We start from the raw sequence: 19195 nt of genomic DNA, 5'->3' as shown, positions 1-19195 counted from the left end.
ACACTGATTGCTGTTTGCAGAGCCACGATAGCTGCCAGCGGCCGACAGAGCAGGTAGGATGTACGCCTATTTTGAGGGTGCCATCGTCAATGAAATTCAAGGATCTTCGGGATTTCGTGCAGCAGCTTGAGCAGCGCGGAGAGTTGAAACGCATCCAGATTCCCGTCTCGCCGGTGCTGGAAATGACCGAGGTGTGCGACCGCACGCTGCGGGCCAAGGGCCCGGCGCTGCTGTTCGAGAAACCGACCGGTTATGACATCCCGGTGCTCGGCAACCTGTTCGGTACTCCCGAGCGGGTGGCCATGGGCATGGGCGCCGAGTCGGTCAGCGAACTGCGCGAAATCGGCAAGCTGCTGGCGTTTCTCAAGGAACCGGAGCCGCCGAAGGGCTTGAAGGACGCGTGGTCGAAGCTGCCGATCTTCCGCAAGATCATCGCGATGGCGCCGAAAGTCGTCAAAGACGCGCCGTGCCAGGAAGTGGTCATCGAAGGCGACGACGTCGATCTGGCGATGCTGCCGGTACAGACCTGCTGGCCGGGCGACGTGGCGCCGCTGATCACCTGGGGCCTGACCGTCACCAAGGGCCCGAACAAGGACCGGCAGAATCTCGGCATCTACCGCCAGCAAGTGATCGGTCGCAACAAGGTCATCATGCGCTGGCTCAGCCACCGTGGCGGCGCGCTGGACTTTCGAGAGTGGTGCGAGAAGCATCCGGGTCAGCCGTTCCCGGTGTCCGTGGCCCTTGGTGCGGATCCGGCGACCATTCTCGGTGCGGTCACTCCGGTGCCGGACAGCCTCTCCGAATACGCCTTCGCCGGTCTGCTGCGCGACAGTCGCACGGAGCTGGTGAAATGCCGTGGCAACGACCTGCAAGTGCCGGCCACAGCCGAAATCATCCTTGAAGGCGTGATCCATCCCGGCGAGATGGCCGATGAAGGCCCGTACGGCGACCACACCGGTTACTACAACGAAGTCGACAGCTTCCCGGTGTTCACCGTCGAGCGCATCACTCACCGGATCAAACCGATCTACCACAGCACCTATACCGGCCGTCCGCCGGATGAGCCGGCGATTCTCGGCGTGGCGCTGAACGAAGTGTTCGTGCCGATCCTGCAGAAGCAGTTCCCGGAGATCACCGACTTCTACCTGCCGCCGGAAGGCTGCTCGTACCGCATGGCCGTGGTGACGATGAAGAAGTCGTATCCGGGGCATGCCAAGCGCGTGATGCTGGGTGTCTGGTCGTTTTTGCGACAGTTCATGTACACCAAGTTCGTTATCGTCACCGACGACGACATCAACGCGCGGGACTGGAACGACGTGATCTGGGCCATCACCACGCGCATGGACCCCAAGCGCGACACGGTGATGATCGACAACACGCCGATCGACTACCTCGACTTCGCCTCGCCGGTGTCGGGGCTCGGCTCGAAGATGGGCCTGGACGCCACCCACAAGTGGCCGGGCGAAACCACTCGCGAGTGGGGTCGCGTCATCGTCAAGGATGACGCCGTCACCCAACGGATCGATGCCATCTGGAATCAGTTAGGAATAGATTGATGCGTGTAACCCTGCAGCCCTCCGGAGCGGTACTCGAGATACGGCCCGGAGAGCGGATTCTCGATGGTGCGCGGCGCCTGGGCTACGAATGCCCGCAAAGCTGCCGTAACGGCAATTGCCATGTGTGTGCGGCGCTGCTGGTGGAAGGCCGGGTCGAACAGGCCGGCAAGGTGCACGACCACGGTGAGTTCTACACTTGCATAGCGGAGCCGCTGGAAGACTGCATCGTGCTGTGGGATGGCGTGCTCGCGCTGGGAGAACTGCCTGTGCGCAGCGTGTCGTGTCAGGTCATCGAATGCCGGGACGTCGGTGGCGATACCTTTCGTGTGCGCCTGCGGGCACCAGCCGGCAAGCCGCCGCGCTACCACGCTGGCCAGTATCTGATGATCGAGCGCGAGAACGGCGAGAAGTCGGCGTTCTCCATGGCCTCGGCGCCCCACGGCGGGCGCGATCTGGAAATCCATGTGCTGGCGCGCGAGTCCAGTGCGCTGAACCTGATCGATCAGCTCACGCGCAACCCGATGGTGCGGGTCGAACTGCCATTCGGCGATACCCACCTGGCGGAACTGCCGGACGGGCCGCTGGTGCTGATCGCCGCCGGCACCGGCATGGGCCAGATCCACAGCCTGATCGAACATTGCCGGGCCAGCGGCTTCAAGCATCCGGTGCACTTGTACTGGGGCGTGCGTCGTCCGGAAGATTTCTACGAAATCGAACATTGGGACGAATGGCTGAAGTTGCCCAATCTGTTCCTGCACAAGGTCGTCAGTGACCAGTGCGGCTGGGAAGGGCGCTGTGGCATGTTGCATGAGGCGGTGTGCGAGGATTTCCCTGATCTGAAACCGCTGCACGTCTATGCCAGCGGCTCGCCGGCCATGGTCTACGGCACGCTGGATGCGCTGGTGGAAGCAGGGATGGATGCCCATCAGATGCGTGCGGATGTGTTTGCTTACGCACCCCGCGCCTGAGTTCGTTATAACTCGTCATATAGCCGATCGGTATTTATGTAATTGCATAAATGCCGGTAGGTTATATATCCATCAGGCAATCAATTAAGAACTGTGCCATGGCACTCAAATTGCCTTAAAACATATGTGCCTTATTGTTACAGCGGTGCGTTCTATTAAGTAATTCTTCACCCGCGGGGAGCTGAACGCTATTCGCCATGAGCGCCATTGAAAACGCTTTTCTGAACCTGGCTTACCCTCCGCGGCTCGATCTTGGGCCGCAGCTGACGCACGAACAACTTCTCGCTTCCATGCAATCGACCATGGCGCGCCACAAGGGCGGGCCGGTGTGGCTGTTCGCCTACGGTTCGCTGATCTGGCGGCCGGAATGCACAGCCGTGGAGCGGGTGCGTGGGCGCGTGCATGGCTATCACCGTGGCTTGTACTTGTGGTCCCACGAGCATCGCGGCACGCCGGAAATGCCGGGACTGGTCTTTGGTCTGGATCGTGGCGGCTCGTGCAGCGGCTTCGCCTACCGGTTGCCGGAAGACAATCTGGACAGCGCGCTGTATGCGTTATGGAAGCGCGAGATGCCGTTCCCGTCCTATCGGCCACACTGGCTCAACTGCCGACTCGAAGATGGCAGCCAGGTTCAGGCCTTGGGATTCGTATTGGAGCGACACCTGCCCAGCTATGCCGGCAACTTGCCGGATCATGTGCTGAGCCAGGTGTTCGAAAGCGCTTGCGGGCGTTACGGCACCACTCGCGATTATGTCGAGCAGACCGCCCACGCCCTGCGCAGCCACGCCATGCCAGACCGGAATCTGGAGGCGCGGCTCAAGCGCTGTAAGTCAAAGACCGATCAGGCGACTGCTTCGCGGCTCTGACTGGCGACTTGCTTGTGCCACAGGGTCGGGGCCAGGAAGGCCATCGACAGCAGGCAAGCGCCCACCAGCAGCACGAAACCGCCATCCCAGCCGAAGTGGTCCACGGTGTAGCCCATCGCTGCACTGGCCGCGACCGAACCACCCAGATACCCGAACAGACCGGTGAAGCCTGCGGCAGTGCCGGCGGCTTTCTTCGGCGCCAGTTCCAGCGCCTGCAGGCCGATCAGCATCACCGGGCCGTAGATCAGGAAGCCAATGGAGAACAGCGCGATCATGTCGACGGTCGGGTTGCCGGCCGGGTTCAGCCAGTACACCAGGGTCGCGACGGTCACCAGGGCCATGAACACCATACCGGTCAGGCCACGGTTGCCACGGAAGATCTTGTCCGACATCCAGCCGCACAGCAGCGTGCCCGGAATCCCCGCCCACTCGTAGAAGAAATAGGCCCACGAGGTTTTATCCACGGTGAAACCCTTGGCTTCCTTCAGGTAGGTCGGCGCCCAGTCCAGCACGCCGTAGCGCAACAGGTAAACGAAGACGTTGGCCATGGCGATGTACCAGAGCATTTTGTTGCGCAGCACGTATTTGACGAAGATTTCCTTGGCACTGAATTCGTCTTCGTGGCTGGCGTCGTAGCCTTCCGGGTAGTCGTTCTTGTACTTCTCGATCGGCGGCAGGCCGACCGATTGCGGGGTATCGCGCATGGTCACGAAGGCGAACACCGCTACCGCCAGGGCCACGGCAGCCGGGACGTAGAACGCCGCGTGCCAGTCGTTGAACAGGCCCATGCCGATCAGGAACAGCGGGCCGATCAAACCACCACCGACGTTATGCGCCACGTTCCACACCGATACCACGCCGCCACGTTCCTTCTGCGACCACCAGTGCACCATCGTGCGTCCGCTCGGCGGCCAGCCCATGCCCTGGGCCCAACCGTTGATGAACAGCAAGATAAACATCATGGTCACGCTGGAGGTTGCCCAAGGCGCGAAACCGAAAATGAACATCACCCCGGCCGATACCAGCAGGCCGAATGGCAGGAAGTAACGCGGGTTGGAGCGGTCGGACACCAGGCCCATGAGGAACTTGGACAGACCGTAGGCAATGGCGATGGCCGACATCGCCAGACCCAGATCACCACGGCTATAGCCTTCGTCGATCAGGTACGGCATGGCCAGCGAGAAGTTCTTGCGCAGCAGGTAGTAACCCGCGTAGCCAAAGAAGATGCCGGCGAAGATCTGCCAACGCAGGCGTCGGTAGGTGCTGTCGATTTTTTCTTCAGGCAATGGAGCCTGATGTGCGGCAGGACGAAAGAAAGCAAACATTCAAGAGCTCCAGATTTCTTGTTTTGACTGCGGATGCGAATGTTACAGTTTCGTTACCGAAAATAGCACCGCTTCCCATCGGCAAAACAGCGGAAATGTTGGAAGTCGCGCGTTCCTTTATGAACATGTCGCTCAGATATAAGTGCGGGGCGTTGTGGGAAAGGTTACTTCGGCGTCTTCCTGCCGGGTTTCAGGGCTTTGTAGGGCGCAGGTTTGGGAAATGTCCTGCGAACAATGCAGAAGGCGCGGCGTTCTGTTTCAGGCTGCCGGGCTCTACCCTTTTGATGGTGCCAATCGGGCATTCGAGCGGTAAAGGGGGAGGGCTCATGCGGTGGTGTGTGTTGCTGTTTTTGCTGATGGCATCGGGAGGTGCGTGGGCGTCAGAGGTGCTGCTGATTCCGGAAAACAACCCGAGGCCGGTCTATCCGCGAGGGCTTTTCAGGGCTGGCGTGGTCGGTGAAGTGGGCGCCGAGTTCACCGTCCATGCCGACGGTTCAGTCGACCGGATCAGCTTTGCGCCAAGCAGCCATCCGGAGCTGATCGAAGCGGTCAGGGCGGCTGTCGAGCAATGGCGTTTCAAACCGTGGATCGTCGAGGGCGACAAACCGGCACAGACGCGGGTCTTCGCACCGATGGTATTCAGGCTGGATCTGGATCAACCCATCCACATCAACCAGCAACTGAAAGCCTTGAAGTGCCGCACCTTGAACGAATACCTCGGCAACATTGCGGAGCAATCATGGATCGATACCAAGGTGTTCGTTTACACCAGGGCCTACCTTTCCAATGTGTTCCACAAAGCGCAGCTGCCGGACGAACAGCGGCTGGCGATGATCGCCAGACTGAACAAGCGGATTCCATCGATTGTAAGGAGTTGCCGTAGTAGCCCGGTCCGGACGTACATGAGCCTGTTGCCGGAGGATATTCGCAGTTTGATGTAGGGCTGGAGTGCTCTGAAGAGCGATCCGGAAGTGGCCATCAATTCCGGATCGCCCGATCAGCTCAGCGCACTTGCACTACGACTTTCCCGACAGCCTTGCGCTGCCCGAGATCATTGATCGCCTGCGCGGCATTGCCCAGCGGATAGACCTGTGACACCAGCGGCTTCAGCTTGCCCTCGGCAAACCAGCCGAACAGTTGCTGGAAGTTCGCCGCGTTGTCCTGCGGCTGGCGCTGGGCGAAGGAGCCCCAGAACACGCCGAGTACCGCGGCGCCCTTGAGCAGGGCGAGGTTGACCGGCAGTTCGGGAATGCGGCCGCTGGCGAAACCGACCACCAGCAGGCGGCCGTTCCAGGCGATGGCGCGGATGGCTTGATCGAACAGGTCGCCGCCGACCGGGTCGTAGATCACGTCGGCGCCCTGGCCGTCGGTCAGGCGCTTGATCTCGTCCTTGAGGCTGGTTTCGCTGTAGTTGATCAGTTCGTCGGCACCGGCAGCCTTGGCCACGGCGAGTTTTTCCGCGCTGCTGGCAGCGGCGATCACCCGGGCGCCCATGGCTTTGCCGATTTCCACGGCGGCCAGGCCAACACCGCCAGAAGCACCGAGCACCAGCAGGGTTTCACCCGGTTGCAGGTTGCCGCGCTGTTTGAGGGCGTGCATCGACGTGCCGTAGGTCATGCTGAAGGCGGCGGCGGTGTTGAAATCCATCGACGGCGGGATCGGCAGCACGTTATAGCCCGGAACCGCGACCTGCTCGGCGAAGCTGCCCCAGCCGGTCAGGGCCATGACCCGGTCGCCGACCTTCAGGTGACTGACTTTTTCACCCACCGCGCTGACCACGCCGGAGGCTTCGCCACCCGGGGAGAACGGGAAGGGCGGCTTGAACTGGTATTTGCCCTCGATGATCAGCGTGTCCGGGAAGTTGACCCCGGCGGCGTGCACGTCCAGCAGGATTTCGTTCTTTTTGGCGACAGGACTGGCGACGTCTTCCAGCACCAGCGATTCGGCAGGGCCGAAGGCTTTGCACAGCACGGCTTTCATCAGGGCTATTCCTTTGGGAGTGATGGCCGATAAGTGTAGGTGTGGCAGTCAACGGGTCAACGAGCATGCCCGGCCCTGATAGTCCGCCATAAGCTTGTGCTTGCGCGGCGGGTCGTTATGCTAGGCCGCAAACCGGATAAGGAGCGAATTGTGAAAGCGTGGATCATGTTGTTGCTGGCCCTGTCTCTGCCTGTGGCAGCGCTGGCCGAAGAAGCCAAAGAAGGCGAGGCGCCGAAGGTCAACTACATCACCCTGAGCCCGCCGTTTGTGGGCAACTACGGGCTCGATGGCACCCCGAAGCTCAAGGTCTACAAGGCCGACGTGGCACTGCGGGTGACCGGTGAAGAGGCGACCAAACTGGTCAAGGCCAACGAGCCGCTGATCCGCAATCAACTGGTGGCGCTGTTCACCCAGCAGACCACCGATGCGATGGGCAGCATCGAAGGCAAGGAAAAACTGCGTCAGGAAGCCTTGAAGCAGACCCAGCAAGTGATGAATGACGAGACCGGCAAGCCGGTGGTTGAAGATCTGTTGTTCAACAACCTGATCATTCAATAAGACATTCGTTGTCCGGGCGGTCCCCATCGCTGGCTTGCCAGCGATGGCATTTTGTCAGGCGACAAATGACTCAGGGTTTGAGCGCGATCACCGCCGCCCACTGCTCGGCCGTCACCGGCATCACCGACAGTCGCGAACCCTTTTGCACCAGCGGCATCTCGGCCAGCGCGGTCTGCTGTTTCAGGTAATCCAGCTTCAAGACCCGGCTGAAAGTTTCGACGTGGGCGACATCAATCGCGCTCCAGGCGTTCTTCTCCGGCGTGGCTTTCGGATCGAAGTAATGGCTTTCCGGTTCCAGTGCGGTGGGATCCGGGTACGCGGCTTCGATTATTTTGCCGATTCCGGCAATCCCCGGCTCCGGGCAGCTGGAATGGTAGAAAAAGAACTGGTCCCCAACTGCCATGGCCCGCAGGAAATTGCGTGCCTGATAGTTGCGAACCCCGTCCCAGCGCGCTTTGCCGAGCTTTTCCAGGCCCTTGATCGAGAGTTCGTCGGGCTCGGATTTCATCAGCCAGTAGGCCATGGTTTTTGCTCCTCAAGCGGTCATTGGGCAGGTTGTCCGGCAATTTTATGACAAACCGACGGTCGGTTGACGCCAGCATTTGCGCAGAGGTTCACGTTGTCGCAAAATGCCGGCCTTTAAAGCTTGACGCTGCTGCACGGCCTACGAATGGAAACCGCTGCTGTCATCGTGATGATGTGCCTTGAGGGGGGCAATCGATGAAACGCAAACCGGATTTGCTGTGGACTTTGGTGATTTTGTTCGGTCTGGGCGTCGTGACCACCGGTTATGCGCAAAGTCTGTGGGCCAACAAGGCCGATGCACCGATTGAAGTAGCGCAACAAGTACAACAGTCGACAGCCTTCAAACGCTGAAACTGCCTTCTCGACGCCGCTGATCCGCGCGGCGTCTATCCCGCGAAATACAACGCCTTGTCTGTCACCGTTCCCTGCAACGGTACATCCCAGCTCGCTTGCGCGAGACGTTCGACTTTCTGACATTCATGGGCCAGCCCCAACAGCGTCGGCTTGCGCCAGTTCTGGCGTCGGGCCAGATACGCCAGACTGCGATCGTAGAATCCGCCGCCCATGCCCAGGCGTCCGCCGACATCGTCGAATCCCACCAGTGGCAACAGCACCAGATCCAGCGCCCAGACCTTGCGTTGACGGGCCATATTGGCGCGCGGCTCAAGGATGCGGAAGCGGTTGGGTTTGAGTTTTTCGCCGGGACGGATCTGCTGAAAGACCATTTTGGTCCGCGGCCAGGCACTGAGCACCGGCAGGTAGGTTTTCTTGCCCCGACGCTGGGCCGCGCGCAGCAACAGGCGCGGGTCGATTTCACCGTCGGTGGGCAGGTACAGGGAAATGTGTTTCGCCCGGCGAAAGTGCGGGTCTTGTGCCAGTTGCTTGTACAGACCTTCGGCGGCCTGGCGTTGTTCGCTTCGCGTCAGCGAGCGGCGGGCCTTGCGCAGCAGGCGGCGCAGTTGGGGACGGGGCAGCAACGCGGGTTCGGTCATGGTTCGGCTTCGGCAGGGTGGGGCGAAAACGTACGCATAAAAAATCCGATGCCGGCATGCACCGGCATCGGATTCGAATCAGGCTCCCCGGATGAGCCGCTGTCGACTTAGCCCTTGAACCCGAGAGTTCAAGGTGGAGGATGCAGTAGGCTTTAAGGCTTTCCGTCTGGCGGACATGCACACCAGCCCAACGTGCAACCCCCAGGGTAGTGCAAATCGGCTCAGGGACATCGTCAACTGGCAAGCACCCCAGGGAGTGCGGCGAGTATAACTCAAGCGGCCTGGCGAATCAGCCCTTGCTGATGTCCGGATCGTCGGCCAGCACCAGATCGACACGATCGAGCAAGTCACGCACCTGTTCACGGGTCGAGCCGCTTGCCTGGATGTCCGGACGCTCTTCTTTGTGCAAGAGATCGTGGGTGATGTTCAGCGCGGCCATCACGGCGATGCGGTCGGCGCCGATGACTTTGCCGCTGCTGCGGATTTCGCGCATCTTGCCGTCCAGGTAACGCGCGGCACTGACCAGATTGCTGCGTTCTTCCTGGGGACAGATGATCGAATATTCTTTGTCGAGGATCTGCACGGTAACGCTATTGCTTGAACTCATGAGTCTTGCTCCAGGGCCTTGAGGCGCGAAATCATCGATTCGACCTTACGCCGGGCGATTTCGTTTTTTTCAATGAGGTGCGCGCGTTCCTCGCGCCAGGTCTTTTCCTGAGCAAGTAAGAGTGCATTTTGACTCTTTAGTTGCTCGACTCGGGTAATCAGCAGTTCGAGTCTGGCCATCAGCGCTTGCAGGTCGGTGTCTTCCATTGTGTCCACTGATTCGGTCTGATGGGTTTGGCTGGCGGACAGCCTTTAATGGTCTTGGCGAGTCTGTCGATGTAGGATACAAGGCCTTCATTCTAGACATAGCGCCGTCTGGCGCCTAGCTGCCCATGCCCATTCAGAATTCCCCGTACCAAGGCTTTGCCACCCTGCTGAACTCCAGCGGTCACTCCGTTTCGCCTGCCGAACTGCACGGCCTGTTGCTGGGCCGCAGTTGCGCTGGCGCCGGCTTCACTGCCGAAGAATGGCTGATCGATGCCGCCGAGCTGCTCGAAAGCGAGCCGCAGGACAACGTCCGCAACGCGCTGATCGGTCTGCAGGAGATGGTCAAGAGCGAACTCACCGGCGATGACGTCACCGTGGTTCTGCTACTGCCGAACGATGACGCGCCACTGGCCGAGCGCGCCGCCGCACTGGGCGAATGGTGCCAGGGCTTCCTTACCGGTTTCGGCCTGAACTGCCGCGACAGCAGCATGCTGAGCACCGAAGCCACCGAAGTGTTGCAGGATTTGGCAGCGATCTCCCAGGTGCAAGACGCACTGGAAGAATCCGAAGACGGCGAAAGCGACTATATGGAAGTCATGGAGTACCTGCGTGTCGCTCCGCTGCTGCTGTTCTCCGAAACCAAAAAGGCCGACGTGCCGCCAGCGGCCAAGCCGTCGCTGCACTGATCGCGTGCCAGGGAAAGCCATCTGCCCATGATCCATATCCCGAAAGCGGAATACGCCCGGCGCCGCAAGGCGCTGATGGCGCAGATGGAACCCAACAGCATCGCGATCCTGCCTGCCGCCGCGGTCGCCATCCGCAACCGTGACGTCGAGCATGTCTATCGCCAGGACAGCGATTTCCAGTACCTGAGCGGTTTCCCCGAGCCACAGGCGGTCATCGTCCTGATGCCCGGTCGCGAACACGGCGAGTACGTGCTGTTCTGCCGTGAACGCAACGCCGAGCGCGAACTCTGGGACGGCCTGCGCGCCGGCCAGGAAGGCGCGATCCGCGATTTCGGCGCCGACGACGCCTTCCCGATTACCGACATCGACGACATTCTGCCGGGCCTGATCGAAGGCCGCGACCGGGTGTATTCGGCGATGGGCAGCAACCCGGAATTCGACCGCCACCTGATGGACTGGATCAACGTGATCCGCTCCAAGGCGCACCTCGGCGCCCAGCCGCCGAACGAATTCGTTGCCCTGGATCACCTGCTGCACGACATGCGCCTGTATAAATCGGCGGCAGAAGTGAAGGTGATGCGCGAGGCCGCGCGGATTTCCGCCCAGGCCCACATCCGGGCGATGCAGGCCAGCCGTGCCGGGCTGTACGAGTACAGCCTCGAAGCCGAACTGGATTACGAATTCCGCAAGGGCGGGGCGAAAATGCCCGCCTACGGTTCGATCGTCGCCGCTGGGCGCAACAGCTGCATCCTGCATTACCAGCAGAATGACGCGCTGCTCAAGGACGGCGATCTGGTGCTGATCGACGCTGGTTGCGAGATCGACTGCTACGCCAGTGACATCACCCGCACCTGGCCGGTCAACGGCAAGTTTTCCGCTGAACAGAAAGCGATCTACGAACTGGTGCTGGCTTCGCAGGAAGCCGCGTTCGCCGAAATCGCCCCGAACAAACACTGGAACCAGGCGCATGAAGCCACGGTTCGGGTGATCACCACCGGGCTGGTGAAGCTGGGGCTGTTGCAGGGCGAAGTGGACGAGTTGATCGCCTCCGAAGCCTACAAGGCGTTTTACATGCATCGCGCCGGGCACTGGCTCGGGATGGATGTGCATGACGTCGGCGAATACAAGGTCGGCGGTGAATGGCGAGTGCTGGAAGTCGGCATGGCGCTGACCGTGGAGCCGGGCATCTACATCGCCCCGGACAATCAGAACGTAGCGAAGAAATGGCGCGGCATTGGCGTGCGCATCGAGGATGACGTGGTAGTGACCAAAAGCGGTTGTGAAATCCTGACCGGCGGCGTGCCGAAAACCGTCGCCGAGATCGAAGCGCTGATGGCGCAAGCACGGACCTGCGCGGCATGAGTCGGGTCAATCTGGCAATCATCGGTGGCGGTCTGGTCGGCGCCAGTCTGGCGTTGGCCTTGCAGGCCGGCGCCAGGGCCCGTGGCTGGAAGATCGTGCTGATCGAACCGTTCGCCCCCGGTGACACCTGGCAACCAAGCTACGACGCGCGCTCCTCGGCGCTGTCCTTCGGCTCGCGGCAGATTTATCAGCGGTTGGGCGTGTGGCAGGAAATCTCCCGCCGCGCCGAACCGATCAAGCAGATTCATGTATCCGACCGTGGTCGCTTTTCCACTGCTCGCCTGTCGGCGATGGAAGAGGGCGTCCCGGCGCTCGGCTATGTGGTGGAAAACGCCTGGCTCGGCCAGTGCCTGTGGCAGCACCTCGACAAAGACGTGATCAGTTGGCGCTGCCCGGCGGAAGTTTCCCGCATGGAGCCGCTGCCCGACGGCTATCGGCTGACCCTCAACGATGAAATCACGGTCGAATGCGATCTGGCGGTGCTCGCCGATGGCGGCCGTTCCGGTCTGCGCGAGCAACTGGGCATCAACGTGCGCAAGCGCCCGTACAACCAGAGCGCGCTGATCGCCAACATCACCCCGAGCGAAGCGCACAATGGCATGGCCTTCGAGCGCTTCACCGACGAAGGCCCGATGGCGCTGCTGCCGCTGCCGGAAAACCGCTGCGCGCTGGTCTGGACCCGTCTGGGCATGGACGCGCAACGTCTGGCCGACCTGAGCGAACGTGATTTCCTCAGCGAGCTGCAAGGTGTGTTCGGCTACCGTCTCGGTACGTTGAAACAAGTTGGCGCGCGGCATCTGTATCCGCTGTCGCTGGTGGAAGCCGAAGAGCAGGTGCGCTCGCATCTGGCCGTTCTCGGCAACGCCGCCCACAGCCTGCATCCGATTGCCGGGCAGGGTTTCAACCTGTCCCTGCGCGATGCCGATGCCTTGGCCGCCGCGCTGCTGGCCAGCGACAAACCGCTGGGGGATTTCGCCACGTTGCAGGCCTATCGCGAGCGTCAGCGTCTCGATCAGGATCTCACCGTGGGTTTCTCCGATCAGGTCACGCGCCTGTTCGGTAGCACTCAGCCGCTGGTGTCGCTGGGGCGCAACATCGGCCTGCTCGGCCTCGATCTGCTGCCGCCGGCCAAGCGCTGGTTCGCCCGTCAGGCCATGGGGCTGGGGACGCGACCGGATGCGTGAGTGGCTGATCAAACGGTTTGGCAAGGCGCGGCTGATGCGCTGGATCATGACGTTCTACCCGCCGTACTTCGGCGCCGGTGTCCGGGTGCAGCACATCAGCGATGACTTTCGTGACATTCAGGTCTCGATGGGCCTGGGATGGTACAACCGCAATTACGTCGGCACCCAGTTCGGCGGCAGTCTGTATTCGATGGTCGATCCGTTTTTCATGTTGATGCTCATGGAGAACCTCGGCTCGCGGTACATCGTCTGGGACAAGGCCGCCGACATTGATTTCATATCGCCGGGCAAAGGCCCGGTGTATGCCAGGTTCAACATCGACGACACCCTGCTCGACGAGATCCGTCGGCAGACCGCCAGTGGCGAGAAATACCTGCCGCAGTTGCAGGTCGACATTCATGACGGCGCTGGCAATCTGGTGGCGCGGGTCGGTAAAACCCTTTACGTGCGGCTCAAGCCGCCAGCGAGACAGGCTTAAAGCATGGAAATGCGCGCGGATGTGCTGATTGTCGGAGCCGGAATGGTCGGCAGCGCCCTGGCGCTGGCGTTGCAGGGCAGCGGGCTGGAAGTCCTGCTGCTCGACGGCAGTCCGTTGAGCGTCAAACCCTTCAATGGCGATGCGCCGTTCGAGCCACGGGTGAGCGCATTGTCGGCGGCCAGCCAGCGGATCCTCGATCGCCTCGGCGTGTGGGACGGCATCGTCAACCGACGCAGCAGCCCTTACACCGACATGCACGTCTGGGACGGCAGCGGCACCGGCCAGATCCATTTCTCGGCCAGCAGCGTGCACGCCGATGTGCTCGGCCATATCGTCGAAAACCGCGTGGTGCAGGATGCCTTGCTCGACCGTCTGCACGATTGCGATATGGGTCTGCTGGCCAACGCGCGACTGGAGCAGATGCGCCGTTCCGGTGACGACTGGCTGCTGACCCTGGCCGATGGCCGCACCTTGCGTGCGCCGCTGGTGATCGCGGCGGACGGTGCCAACTCCGCTGTGCGCCGTCTGACCGGCGTTGCCACTCGCGAGTGGGATTATCTGCATCACGCCATCGTCACCAGCGTGCGCAGCAGCAAACCGCACCGCATGACCGCGTGGCAGCGCTTCACCGATCACGGGCCGCTGGCGTTTTTGCCGCTGGAGCGTGACGGTCAGCAGGACTGGTGCTCGATCGTCTGGTCGACCACGCCAAGCGAAGCCGAACGGCTGATGGCGCTGGATGAGGCGGATTTCTGCCGTGAACTCGAACGCGCTTTCGAAGGTTGCCTTGGCGACGTCATCAGCGCCGACTCACGCCTGTGCGTGCCGCTGCGTCAACGCCACGCCAAGCGCTACGTGGCAGAAGGGCTGGCACTGATCGGCGATGCCGCACACACCATTCACCCGTTGGCGGGGCAGGGCGTGAATCTCGGCTTCCTCGATGCCGCGGTGCTGGCCGAAGTGTTGTTGCAAGCCAACGAACGCGGCGAACGCCTGGCGGACGTGAAAGTCCTGAGCCGCTACGAGCGCCGGCGCATGCCGCACAATCTGGCGCTGATGGCCGCGATGGAAGGCTTCGAGCGGTTGTTCCAGGCCGATCCGTTGCCGCTGCGCTGGTTGCGTAATACCGGGCTGAAAATCGTCGAGCAGATGCCCGAGGCCAAGGCGTTGTTCGTGCGTGAAGCGTTGGGGCTGACCGGGGACTTGCCGGCCCTCGCCAAGGCCTGACGAGTATCGTGCAACATCTGGTAACTCCTTGGGAAAGTGTTCGATTGAGCTCGTAAATGTGAGTCCTTATCATTTGGGCCACTTTTCCCGACCGAGAGACCGCTCCCATGTTGGCATCCAAGCGTGTTCTGACCGCACTGGCCCTGACCCTGATCGGCAGCACTGCCGCCCAGGCCGCCGACGAGGTGGTGGTCTACTCCTCGCGTATCGATGAGCTGATCAAGCCAGTGTTCGATGCCTACACCGCCAAGACCGGGGTGAAGATCAAGTTCATCACCGACAAGGAAGCGCCGCTGATGCAGCGGATCAAGGCCGAGGGCGAGAACGCCACCGCCGACCTGCTGCTGACCGTCGATGCCGGCAACCTCTGGCAGGCCGAGCAGATGGGCATTCTTCAGCCGTTCACCTCGAAAACCATCGACGCCAACATTCCCCTGCAATATCGCTCGTCCAGCCACGCCTGGACCGGCCTGAGCCTGCGCGCGCGGACCATCGCCTACTCCACCGAACGGGTGAAACCGGGCGAACTGACCACCTACGAAGCGCTGGCCGACAAGAACTGGGAAGGCCGCCTGTGCCTGCGCACGGCGAAGAAGGTCTACAACCAGTCGCTGACCGCCACCATGATCGAAGTCCACGGCGCCGAGAAGACCGAGAAGATCCTCAAGGGCTGGGTCAATAACCTGTCCACTGACGTGTTCTCCGACGACGTTGCGGTGCTGGAGGCGATCAACGCCGGTCAGTGTGACGTCGGCATCGTCAACACCTACTACTACGGACGCCTGCACAAGCAGAAGCCGGAGCTGCCGGTAAAACTGTTCTGGCCGAACCAGGCGGATCGCGGTGTGCACGTCAACCTGTCGGGCATCGGCCTGACCAAACATGCGCCGCATCCGGAAGCCGCCAAGGCACTGGTGGAGTGGATGACCACGCCTGAAGCGCAGAAGATCTTTGCCGACGTGAACCAGGAGTTTCCGGCGAATCCGGCGGTGAAGCCTTCGGAAGAAGTGGCGGCGTGGGGGCAGTTCGTGGCTGATACGTTGCCGGTTGAAGTGGCGGGCAAGCGCCAGGCTGAAGCGATCCGGATGATGGATCGGGCGGGTTGGAATTGAGTCTTTCCTGACAGCACTGTTTGATCGTTCCCACGCTCTGCGGGGGAATGCAGCCCTCGACGCTCTGCGTCGCATCATCGACAGCGTGACGCGGAGCGTCACAGAATGTGTGCCCACGCAGAGCGTGGGCACAATCATTTGAACGAGACTGTTTCCTTGGCCCACCCCGCCCAACGCCGCTGGTACCCCATCGTCTTCGCCATCGCCGCGTTGGTGCTGCTCCCCCTCAGCGTGCTCCTGCTCTCATGGCAAACCATCGACCACCAGATCTGGTCGCACCTGTGGGAAACCCAGATGCCGCGTCTGCTGGGCAACACACTGACGCTGGTCCTCGGCGTAGGCATCGGTGTAACGCTGATCGGCGTAAGCCTCGCCTGGCTCACCAGCCTCTGCGAATTCCCCGGCCGCCGCTGGCTCGACTGGGCGCTGATGCTGCCATTCGCAATCCCGGCCTACGTGCTGGCGTTCGTGTTCGTCGGCCTGCTGGACTTCGCGGGCCCCGTGCAAACCCTGCTGCGCGAATGGTTCGGCACCGGCCTGCGCCTGCCGCGAGTGCGCTCCACCGGCGGGGTGATTCTGGTGCTGGTGCTGGTGTTTTATCCCTACGTCTACCTGCTGGCGCGCACCGCGTTCCTGGCCCAGGGCAAAGGACTGATGGAAGCCGCGCGGGTGCTCGGGCAGTCGCCGTGGCAAGCGTTCTGGCGCGTGGCACTGCCGATGGCGCGGCCGGCCATCGGTGCCGGCGTGGCGCTGGCGCTTATGGAAACCCTGGCGGATTTCGGCGCGGTGTCGGTGTTCAACTTCGACACCTTCACCACCGCGATCTACAAGACCTGGTACGGCTTCTTCAGCCTGCCCAGCGCCGCACAACTGGCCAGCCTGTTGCTGCTGGTGGTGATGCTGGTGCTGTACGGCGAACGTCGCGCGCGTGGCGCGAATCGGGCAAGTAATGAACGGCCACGGGTCAAGGCGCTGTATCACCTGCGCGGGCCCAAGGCCTGGGCGGCGACCGGCTGGTGCAGTCTGGTGTTCGCCTGCGCGTTTGTCATTCCTGTGCTGCAACTGGTGGTGTGGTTCTGGCAGCGCGGGCGATTCGATCTGGATGAGCGCTACGCCGGGCTGATTCTCCACACGTTGTATCTGGGCGGCATGGCGGCGTTGATCACGGTCAGCGTGGCGATGTTGCTGGCCTTCGCCCGGCGTCTGGCGCCTACCCGGGCGATCAATTCTGCGGTCGGTCTGGCCAATCTCGGTTATGCCTTGCCGGGTTCGGTGCTGGCGGTGTCGATCATGCTCGCGTTCAGTTATCTGGATCGGGAGCTGGTGATTCCGCTGTCCGGCTGGCTTGGCGGTGCGGGCAAACCGCTGCTGCTGGGCAGTCTGGCGGCGTTGCTGTTGGCGTATCTGGTGCGGTTCGTGGCGGTGACCTATGGGCCGCTGGAAAGCAGTCTGGCGCGTATACGGCCCTCTTTGCCTGAAGCGGCACGTAGCCTGGGCGTCAGCGGGCCGCGACTGTTTTTCAAAGTGTATCTGCCGCTGTTGCTGCCCGGCACGCTCAGCGCCGCGTTGCTGGTGTTCGTCGATGTGCTCAAGGAAATGCCCGCAACCCTGCTGATGCGCCCGTTTGGCTGGGACACGCTGGCGGTGCGGATCTTCGAAATGACCAGCGAAGGCGAATGGGCGAGGGCGTCGTTGCCGGCGCTGACCCTGGTGCTGGTCGGCTTGTTGCCGGTCATCGGACTTATTCGCCGTTCGGCGCATCGAAACACTTAGTCGTCAGTCCTGAATCATGCGGCTACAATGCGCGGCATTCGGTGCGGTCCGTCTGACAGACCCTGTCGCTGAAATCGGCTGAAAGCCCTTTTTTACAGGGCTTTCCGATCCGTGCAGCAGCGCTCCGCACCTTCGCCACGCCCGGAAGGAGAAACCCATGGGACAGCGTACGCCTCTGTATGACCTGCATCTCGCCCTCGGCGCGAAGATGGTCGATTTTGGCGGTTGGGACATGCCCCTGCATTACGGCTCGCAGGTCGAGGAACACCACGAGGTGCGTCGCGATTGCGGGGTGTTCGATGTTTCCCACATGACCGTGATCGATGTCACCGGCCCCCAGGCCAAGGCCTGGCTCCAGCATCTGCTGGCCAATGATGTCGAACGCCTGCACAGCCCAGGCCGTGCGTTGTACAGCACCATGCTCAACGAGCGCGGCGGCATCGTCGACGACATGATCGTCTACCGCCTCGAAGACGGTTATCGTCTGGTGGTCAACGCCTCCACCCGCGATCAGGACCTGGCCTGGATGCAGGCACAGCTGGGCAGCTTCGATGTGCATATGCACGAACGCTCCGAGCTGGCGATGCTCGCCATTCAAGGCCCCCATGCCCGGCACAAGATTGCCGAACTGGTGACCCAGTCCCGCGCCAACCTGATCCAGATGCTCAAGCCTTTCGAAGGTCACATCGACGGCGACTGGTTCATCGCGCGCACGGGTTACACCGGTGAGGACGGTCTGGAAATCGCCCTGCCAGCCGATCAGGCCCCCGGATTCTTCAACGATCTGGTGGGCGCCGGCATTTCCCCCATCGGCCTCGGTGCCCGCGACACGTTGCGGGTCGAAGCCGGCATGAACCTTTACGGTCAGGACATTCACCAGGACGTTTCGCCACTGGCCTCGAACATGGCCTGGAGTATCGCCTGGGAACCGGCCACGCGCCGCTTCATCGGTCGCGACGCGCTGGAAGCGGAAAAAACCGCCGGCGTGCAGCACAAACTGGTCGGCCTGGTGCTTGAGGAACGCGGGGTTTTGCGGGCCCATCAGGTGGTTCGTATCGCTGATGTTGGCGAAGGGGAGATCACCAGTGGTAGTTTCTCTCCTACGCTTAGCAAGTCGATTGCCCTGGCGCGTGTACCGATGGCGACTGCCGACCGCGCCGAAGTGGAAATCCGTGGCAAGTGGTATCCGGTACGAGTGGTCAAACCGACCTTTGTCCGTCACGGCAAAACCTTGATCTAAACCTTTTCCGGCGGGCACGACCGCTGACAATTTCTTGAGGACACCGAGCATGAGCAACATCCCAGCTGAACTGCGTTTTGCCGAAAGTCATGAATGGGCGCGTCTGGAAGCCGACGGCACCGTCACCGTGGGCATCAGCGATCACGCCCAGGAAGCGTTGGGTGATGTGGTGTTTGTCGAGCTGGCAGAAGTGGGCAAGGTGTTCGCCGCCGGTGATGCTGCCGGTGTCGTCGAGTCGGTAAAGGCTGCTTCCGACATCTATTCCCCGGTCGGTGGCGAAGTGATTGCCGTCAACGAAGACCTGGCCAACGCGCCGGAAGAGCTGAACAACGATCCGTACGCCGCGTGGATCTTCAAGCTCAAGCCAAGCGACAAGGCCGAGCTGGACAAGCTGCTCGATGCTGCCGGCTACAAGGCTGCCATCGGCGAATAAGCTGCAGGCGAGACCCCAAAGCCCCGACCCGTCGGGGCTTTTTTCTGCCCGGGACTTTGGCCGTCGGGGTGGCTGCTATGCTGGTTTGACCGTGTTGCATTGACGCCGAGCCGCCAG

Annotated in this window: 21 protein-coding genes and 1 other RNA gene; 15 read left to right on the top strand and 7 right to left on the bottom strand. The window is 61.7% G+C overall.

Annotated elements, in window-relative coordinates; genetic code table 11:
* Positions 1-89 precede the first annotated feature (89 nt).
* The 3 genes from ubiD to CAF74_RS14265 all read left to right on the top strand — a co-directional run bounded on the left by ubiD (position 90) and on the right by CAF74_RS14265 (position 3390).
* Positions 90-1556: a 4-hydroxy-3-polyprenylbenzoate decarboxylase gene (gene ubiD, locus CAF74_RS14275; protein WP_007951823.1), complete on the top strand. Its 1467-nt coding sequence runs from the start codon at positions 90-92 to the stop codon at positions 1554-1556.
* Positions 1556-2524 carry a CDP-6-deoxy-delta-3,4-glucoseen reductase gene (locus CAF74_RS14270; protein WP_085746755.1) on the top strand — a complete coding sequence of 323 codons (969 nt, stop codon included), beginning with the start codon at positions 1556-1558 and terminating at the stop codon, positions 2522-2524. Before ubiD ends, CAF74_RS14270 begins: the two co-directional genes overlap by 1 nt.
* 197 nt (positions 2525-2721) lie before the next feature.
* Positions 2722-3390, top strand: a complete 669-nt coding sequence (locus CAF74_RS14265) for a gamma-glutamylcyclotransferase (protein WP_085746754.1) — start codon at positions 2722-2724, stop codon at positions 3388-3390.
* Here CAF74_RS14265 and glpT read toward each other — a convergent pair.
* Positions 3366-4715 carry a glycerol-3-phosphate transporter gene (glpT, locus tag CAF74_RS14260; RefSeq protein ID WP_007951819.1) on the bottom strand — a complete coding sequence of 450 codons (1350 nt, stop codon included), beginning with the start codon at positions 4713-4715 and terminating at the stop codon, positions 3366-3368. The two genes, CAF74_RS14265 and glpT, sit on opposite strands and share 25 nt — an antisense overlap.
* Between glpT and CAF74_RS29655 the strand changes: the two genes are divergently transcribed.
* A complete protein-coding gene (locus tag CAF74_RS29655; protein ID WP_309474329.1) occupies positions 4688-5656 on the top strand; it encodes an energy transducer TonB in 969 nt (322 codons plus the stop codon). The genes glpT and CAF74_RS29655 overlap by 28 nt on opposite strands.
* Positions 5657-5717: 61 nt before the next feature.
* On the opposite strand, the gene CAF74_RS14250 is transcribed toward CAF74_RS29655, so the two are convergent.
* A complete protein-coding gene (locus tag CAF74_RS14250) occupies positions 5718-6695 on the bottom strand; it encodes an NADPH:quinone oxidoreductase family protein (RefSeq protein WP_085746752.1) in 978 nt (325 codons plus the stop codon).
* A 150-nt stretch (positions 6696-6845) separates the two neighbouring features.
* Here CAF74_RS14250 and CAF74_RS14245 point away from each other — a divergent pair, with 150 nt between their 5' ends.
* On the top strand, positions 6846-7253 hold the full coding sequence (locus CAF74_RS14245) for a flagellar basal body-associated protein FliL (RefSeq protein WP_007951814.1): 408 nt from the start codon (positions 6846-6848) through the stop codon (positions 7251-7253).
* Between the two features lie 70 nt (positions 7254-7323).
* On the opposite strand, the gene CAF74_RS14240 is transcribed toward CAF74_RS14245, so the two are convergent.
* The gene (locus tag CAF74_RS14240; protein ID WP_085746751.1) at positions 7324-7776 is read right to left on the bottom strand and encodes an EVE domain-containing protein; all 453 of its coding nucleotides are present in this window, start codon (positions 7774-7776) and stop codon (positions 7324-7326) included.
* A gap of 197 nt (positions 7777-7973) precedes the next feature.
* Between CAF74_RS14240 and CAF74_RS29260 the strand changes: the two genes are divergently transcribed.
* Positions 7974-8129, top strand: coding sequence for a hypothetical protein (locus CAF74_RS29260; RefSeq protein ID WP_007911192.1), 156 nt, complete (start codon positions 7974-7976; stop codon positions 8127-8129).
* Between the two features lie 35 nt (positions 8130-8164).
* On the opposite strand, the gene CAF74_RS14235 is transcribed toward CAF74_RS29260, so the two are convergent.
* From CAF74_RS14235 to CAF74_RS14220, 4 genes are all read right to left on the bottom strand, one after another.
* Positions 8165-8770: a 5-formyltetrahydrofolate cyclo-ligase gene (locus CAF74_RS14235; RefSeq protein WP_085746750.1), complete on the bottom strand. Its 606-nt coding sequence runs from the start codon at positions 8768-8770 to the stop codon at positions 8165-8167.
* A gap of 80 nt (positions 8771-8850) precedes the next feature.
* A non-coding RNA gene (ssrS, locus tag CAF74_RS14230) (6S RNA) lies at positions 8851-9029 on the bottom strand.
* 30 nt (positions 9030-9059) lie between these two features.
* Positions 9060-9377 carry a cell division protein ZapA gene (locus CAF74_RS14225; protein ID WP_007967943.1) on the bottom strand — a complete coding sequence of 106 codons (318 nt, stop codon included), beginning with the start codon at positions 9375-9377 and terminating at the stop codon, positions 9060-9062.
* Positions 9374-9583, bottom strand: a complete 210-nt coding sequence (locus tag CAF74_RS14220; protein ID WP_007940359.1) for a TIGR02449 family protein — start codon at positions 9581-9583, stop codon at positions 9374-9376. Before CAF74_RS14220 ends, CAF74_RS14225 begins: the two co-directional genes overlap by 4 nt.
* A 125-nt stretch (positions 9584-9708) precedes the next feature.
* On the opposite strand from CAF74_RS14220, the gene CAF74_RS14215 reads away from it, so the two are divergent.
* The 9 genes from CAF74_RS14215 (at position 9709) to gcvH (ending at position 19078) form a co-directional block, all read left to right on the top strand.
* The gene (locus tag CAF74_RS14215; RefSeq protein ID WP_085746749.1) at positions 9709-10269 is read left to right on the top strand and encodes a YecA family protein; all 561 of its coding nucleotides are present in this window, start codon (positions 9709-9711) and stop codon (positions 10267-10269) included.
* A gap of 27 nt (positions 10270-10296) precedes the next feature.
* Positions 10297-11631, top strand: coding sequence for a Xaa-Pro aminopeptidase (pepP, locus tag CAF74_RS14210; RefSeq protein WP_039765352.1), 1335 nt, complete (start codon positions 10297-10299; stop codon positions 11629-11631).
* Entirely contained in the window at positions 11628-12815 is a 1188-nt protein-coding gene (gene ubiH / locus CAF74_RS14205; protein ID WP_085746748.1) for a 2-octaprenyl-6-methoxyphenyl hydroxylase, read from the top strand. Before pepP ends, ubiH begins: the two co-directional genes overlap by 4 nt.
* Positions 12808-13293, top strand: a complete 486-nt coding sequence (locus CAF74_RS14200) for a DUF4442 domain-containing protein (protein WP_085746747.1) — start codon at positions 12808-12810, stop codon at positions 13291-13293. The genes ubiH and CAF74_RS14200 overlap by 8 nt, the downstream gene beginning before the upstream one ends.
* A 9-nt stretch (positions 13294-13302) precedes the next feature.
* Complete coding sequence (locus tag CAF74_RS14195; protein ID WP_166673439.1) at positions 13303-14520, top strand: 2-octaprenyl-3-methyl-6-methoxy-1,4-benzoquinol hydroxylase; 1218 nt, start codon at positions 13303-13305, stop codon at positions 14518-14520.
* Between the two features lie 107 nt (positions 14521-14627).
* The gene (locus CAF74_RS14190) at positions 14628-15632 is read left to right on the top strand and encodes an extracellular solute-binding protein (protein WP_085746745.1); all 1005 of its coding nucleotides are present in this window, start codon (positions 14628-14630) and stop codon (positions 15630-15632) included.
* Positions 15633-15788: 156 nt separating this feature from the next.
* A complete protein-coding gene (locus CAF74_RS14185) occupies positions 15789-17405 on the top strand; it encodes an iron ABC transporter permease (RefSeq protein ID WP_085746744.1) in 1617 nt (538 codons plus the stop codon).
* 157 nt (positions 17406-17562) lie between these two features.
* Positions 17563-18645: a glycine cleavage system aminomethyltransferase GcvT gene (gene gcvT / locus CAF74_RS14180; protein WP_085746743.1), complete on the top strand. Its 1083-nt coding sequence runs from the start codon at positions 17563-17565 to the stop codon at positions 18643-18645.
* 49 nt (positions 18646-18694) lie between these two features.
* On the top strand, positions 18695-19078 hold the full coding sequence (gene gcvH / locus CAF74_RS14175; protein ID WP_085746742.1) for a glycine cleavage system protein GcvH: 384 nt from the start codon (positions 18695-18697) through the stop codon (positions 19076-19078).
* The last annotated feature ends 117 nt before the right edge of the window (positions 19079-19195 follow it).

It is taken from the genome of Pseudomonas sp. R45(2017), from assembly GCF_002112305.1.
Classification (GTDB): domain Bacteria; phylum Pseudomonadota; class Gammaproteobacteria; order Pseudomonadales; family Pseudomonadaceae; genus Aquipseudomonas; species Aquipseudomonas paraglycinae.
Note: the sequence above shows the minus strand (reverse complement) of the source record. Positions and strands in the feature narration are given on the sequence as shown.

What these genes read in the sequence shown, in the direction of transcription:
- CAF74_RS14195 (WP_166673439.1), top strand. Translation starts at nt 13,303, where the DNA reads ATGCGCGCGGATGTGCTGATTGTCGGAGCCGGAATGGTCGGCAGCGCC.
- glpT (WP_007951819.1), bottom strand. Translation starts at nt 4,715, where the DNA reads ATGTTTGCTTTCTTTCGTCCTGCCGCACATCAGGCTCCATTGCCTGAA.
- ubiH (WP_085746748.1), top strand. Translation starts at nt 11,628, where the DNA reads ATGAGTCGGGTCAATCTGGCAATCATCGGTGGCGGTCTGGTCGGCGCC.
- CAF74_RS14240 (WP_085746751.1), bottom strand. Translation starts at nt 7,776, where the DNA reads ATGGCCTACTGGCTGATGAAATCCGAGCCCGACGAACTCTCGATCAAG.
- gcvT (WP_085746743.1), top strand. Translation starts at nt 17,563, where the DNA reads ATGGGACAGCGTACGCCTCTGTATGACCTGCATCTCGCCCTCGGCGCG.
- pepP (WP_039765352.1), top strand. Translation starts at nt 10,297, where the DNA reads ATGATCCATATCCCGAAAGCGGAATACGCCCGGCGCCGCAAGGCGCTG.
- CAF74_RS14220 (WP_007940359.1), bottom strand. Translation starts at nt 9,583, where the DNA reads ATGGAAGACACCGACCTGCAAGCGCTGATGGCCAGACTCGAACTGCTG.
- CAF74_RS14270 (WP_085746755.1), top strand. Translation starts at nt 1,556, where the DNA reads ATGCGTGTAACCCTGCAGCCCTCCGGAGCGGTACTCGAGATACGGCCC.
- gcvH (WP_085746742.1), top strand. Translation starts at nt 18,695, where the DNA reads ATGAGCAACATCCCAGCTGAACTGCGTTTTGCCGAAAGTCATGAATGG.
- CAF74_RS14190 (WP_085746745.1), top strand. Translation starts at nt 14,628, where the DNA reads ATGTTGGCATCCAAGCGTGTTCTGACCGCACTGGCCCTGACCCTGATC.
- CAF74_RS14265 (WP_085746754.1), top strand. Translation starts at nt 2,722, where the DNA reads ATGAGCGCCATTGAAAACGCTTTTCTGAACCTGGCTTACCCTCCGCGG.
- CAF74_RS14215 (WP_085746749.1), top strand. Translation starts at nt 9,709, where the DNA reads ATGCCCATTCAGAATTCCCCGTACCAAGGCTTTGCCACCCTGCTGAAC.
- CAF74_RS29260 (WP_007911192.1), top strand. Translation starts at nt 7,974, where the DNA reads ATGAAACGCAAACCGGATTTGCTGTGGACTTTGGTGATTTTGTTCGGT.
- CAF74_RS14235 (WP_085746750.1), bottom strand. Translation starts at nt 8,770, where the DNA reads ATGACCGAACCCGCGTTGCTGCCCCGTCCCCAACTGCGCCGCCTGCTG.
- ubiD (WP_007951823.1), top strand. Translation starts at nt 90, where the DNA reads ATGAAATTCAAGGATCTTCGGGATTTCGTGCAGCAGCTTGAGCAGCGC.
- CAF74_RS14250 (WP_085746752.1), bottom strand. Translation starts at nt 6,695, where the DNA reads ATGAAAGCCGTGCTGTGCAAAGCCTTCGGCCCTGCCGAATCGCTGGTG.
- CAF74_RS14200 (WP_085746747.1), top strand. Translation starts at nt 12,808, where the DNA reads ATGCGTGAGTGGCTGATCAAACGGTTTGGCAAGGCGCGGCTGATGCGC.
- CAF74_RS14225 (WP_007967943.1), bottom strand. Translation starts at nt 9,377, where the DNA reads ATGAGTTCAAGCAATAGCGTTACCGTGCAGATCCTCGACAAAGAATAT.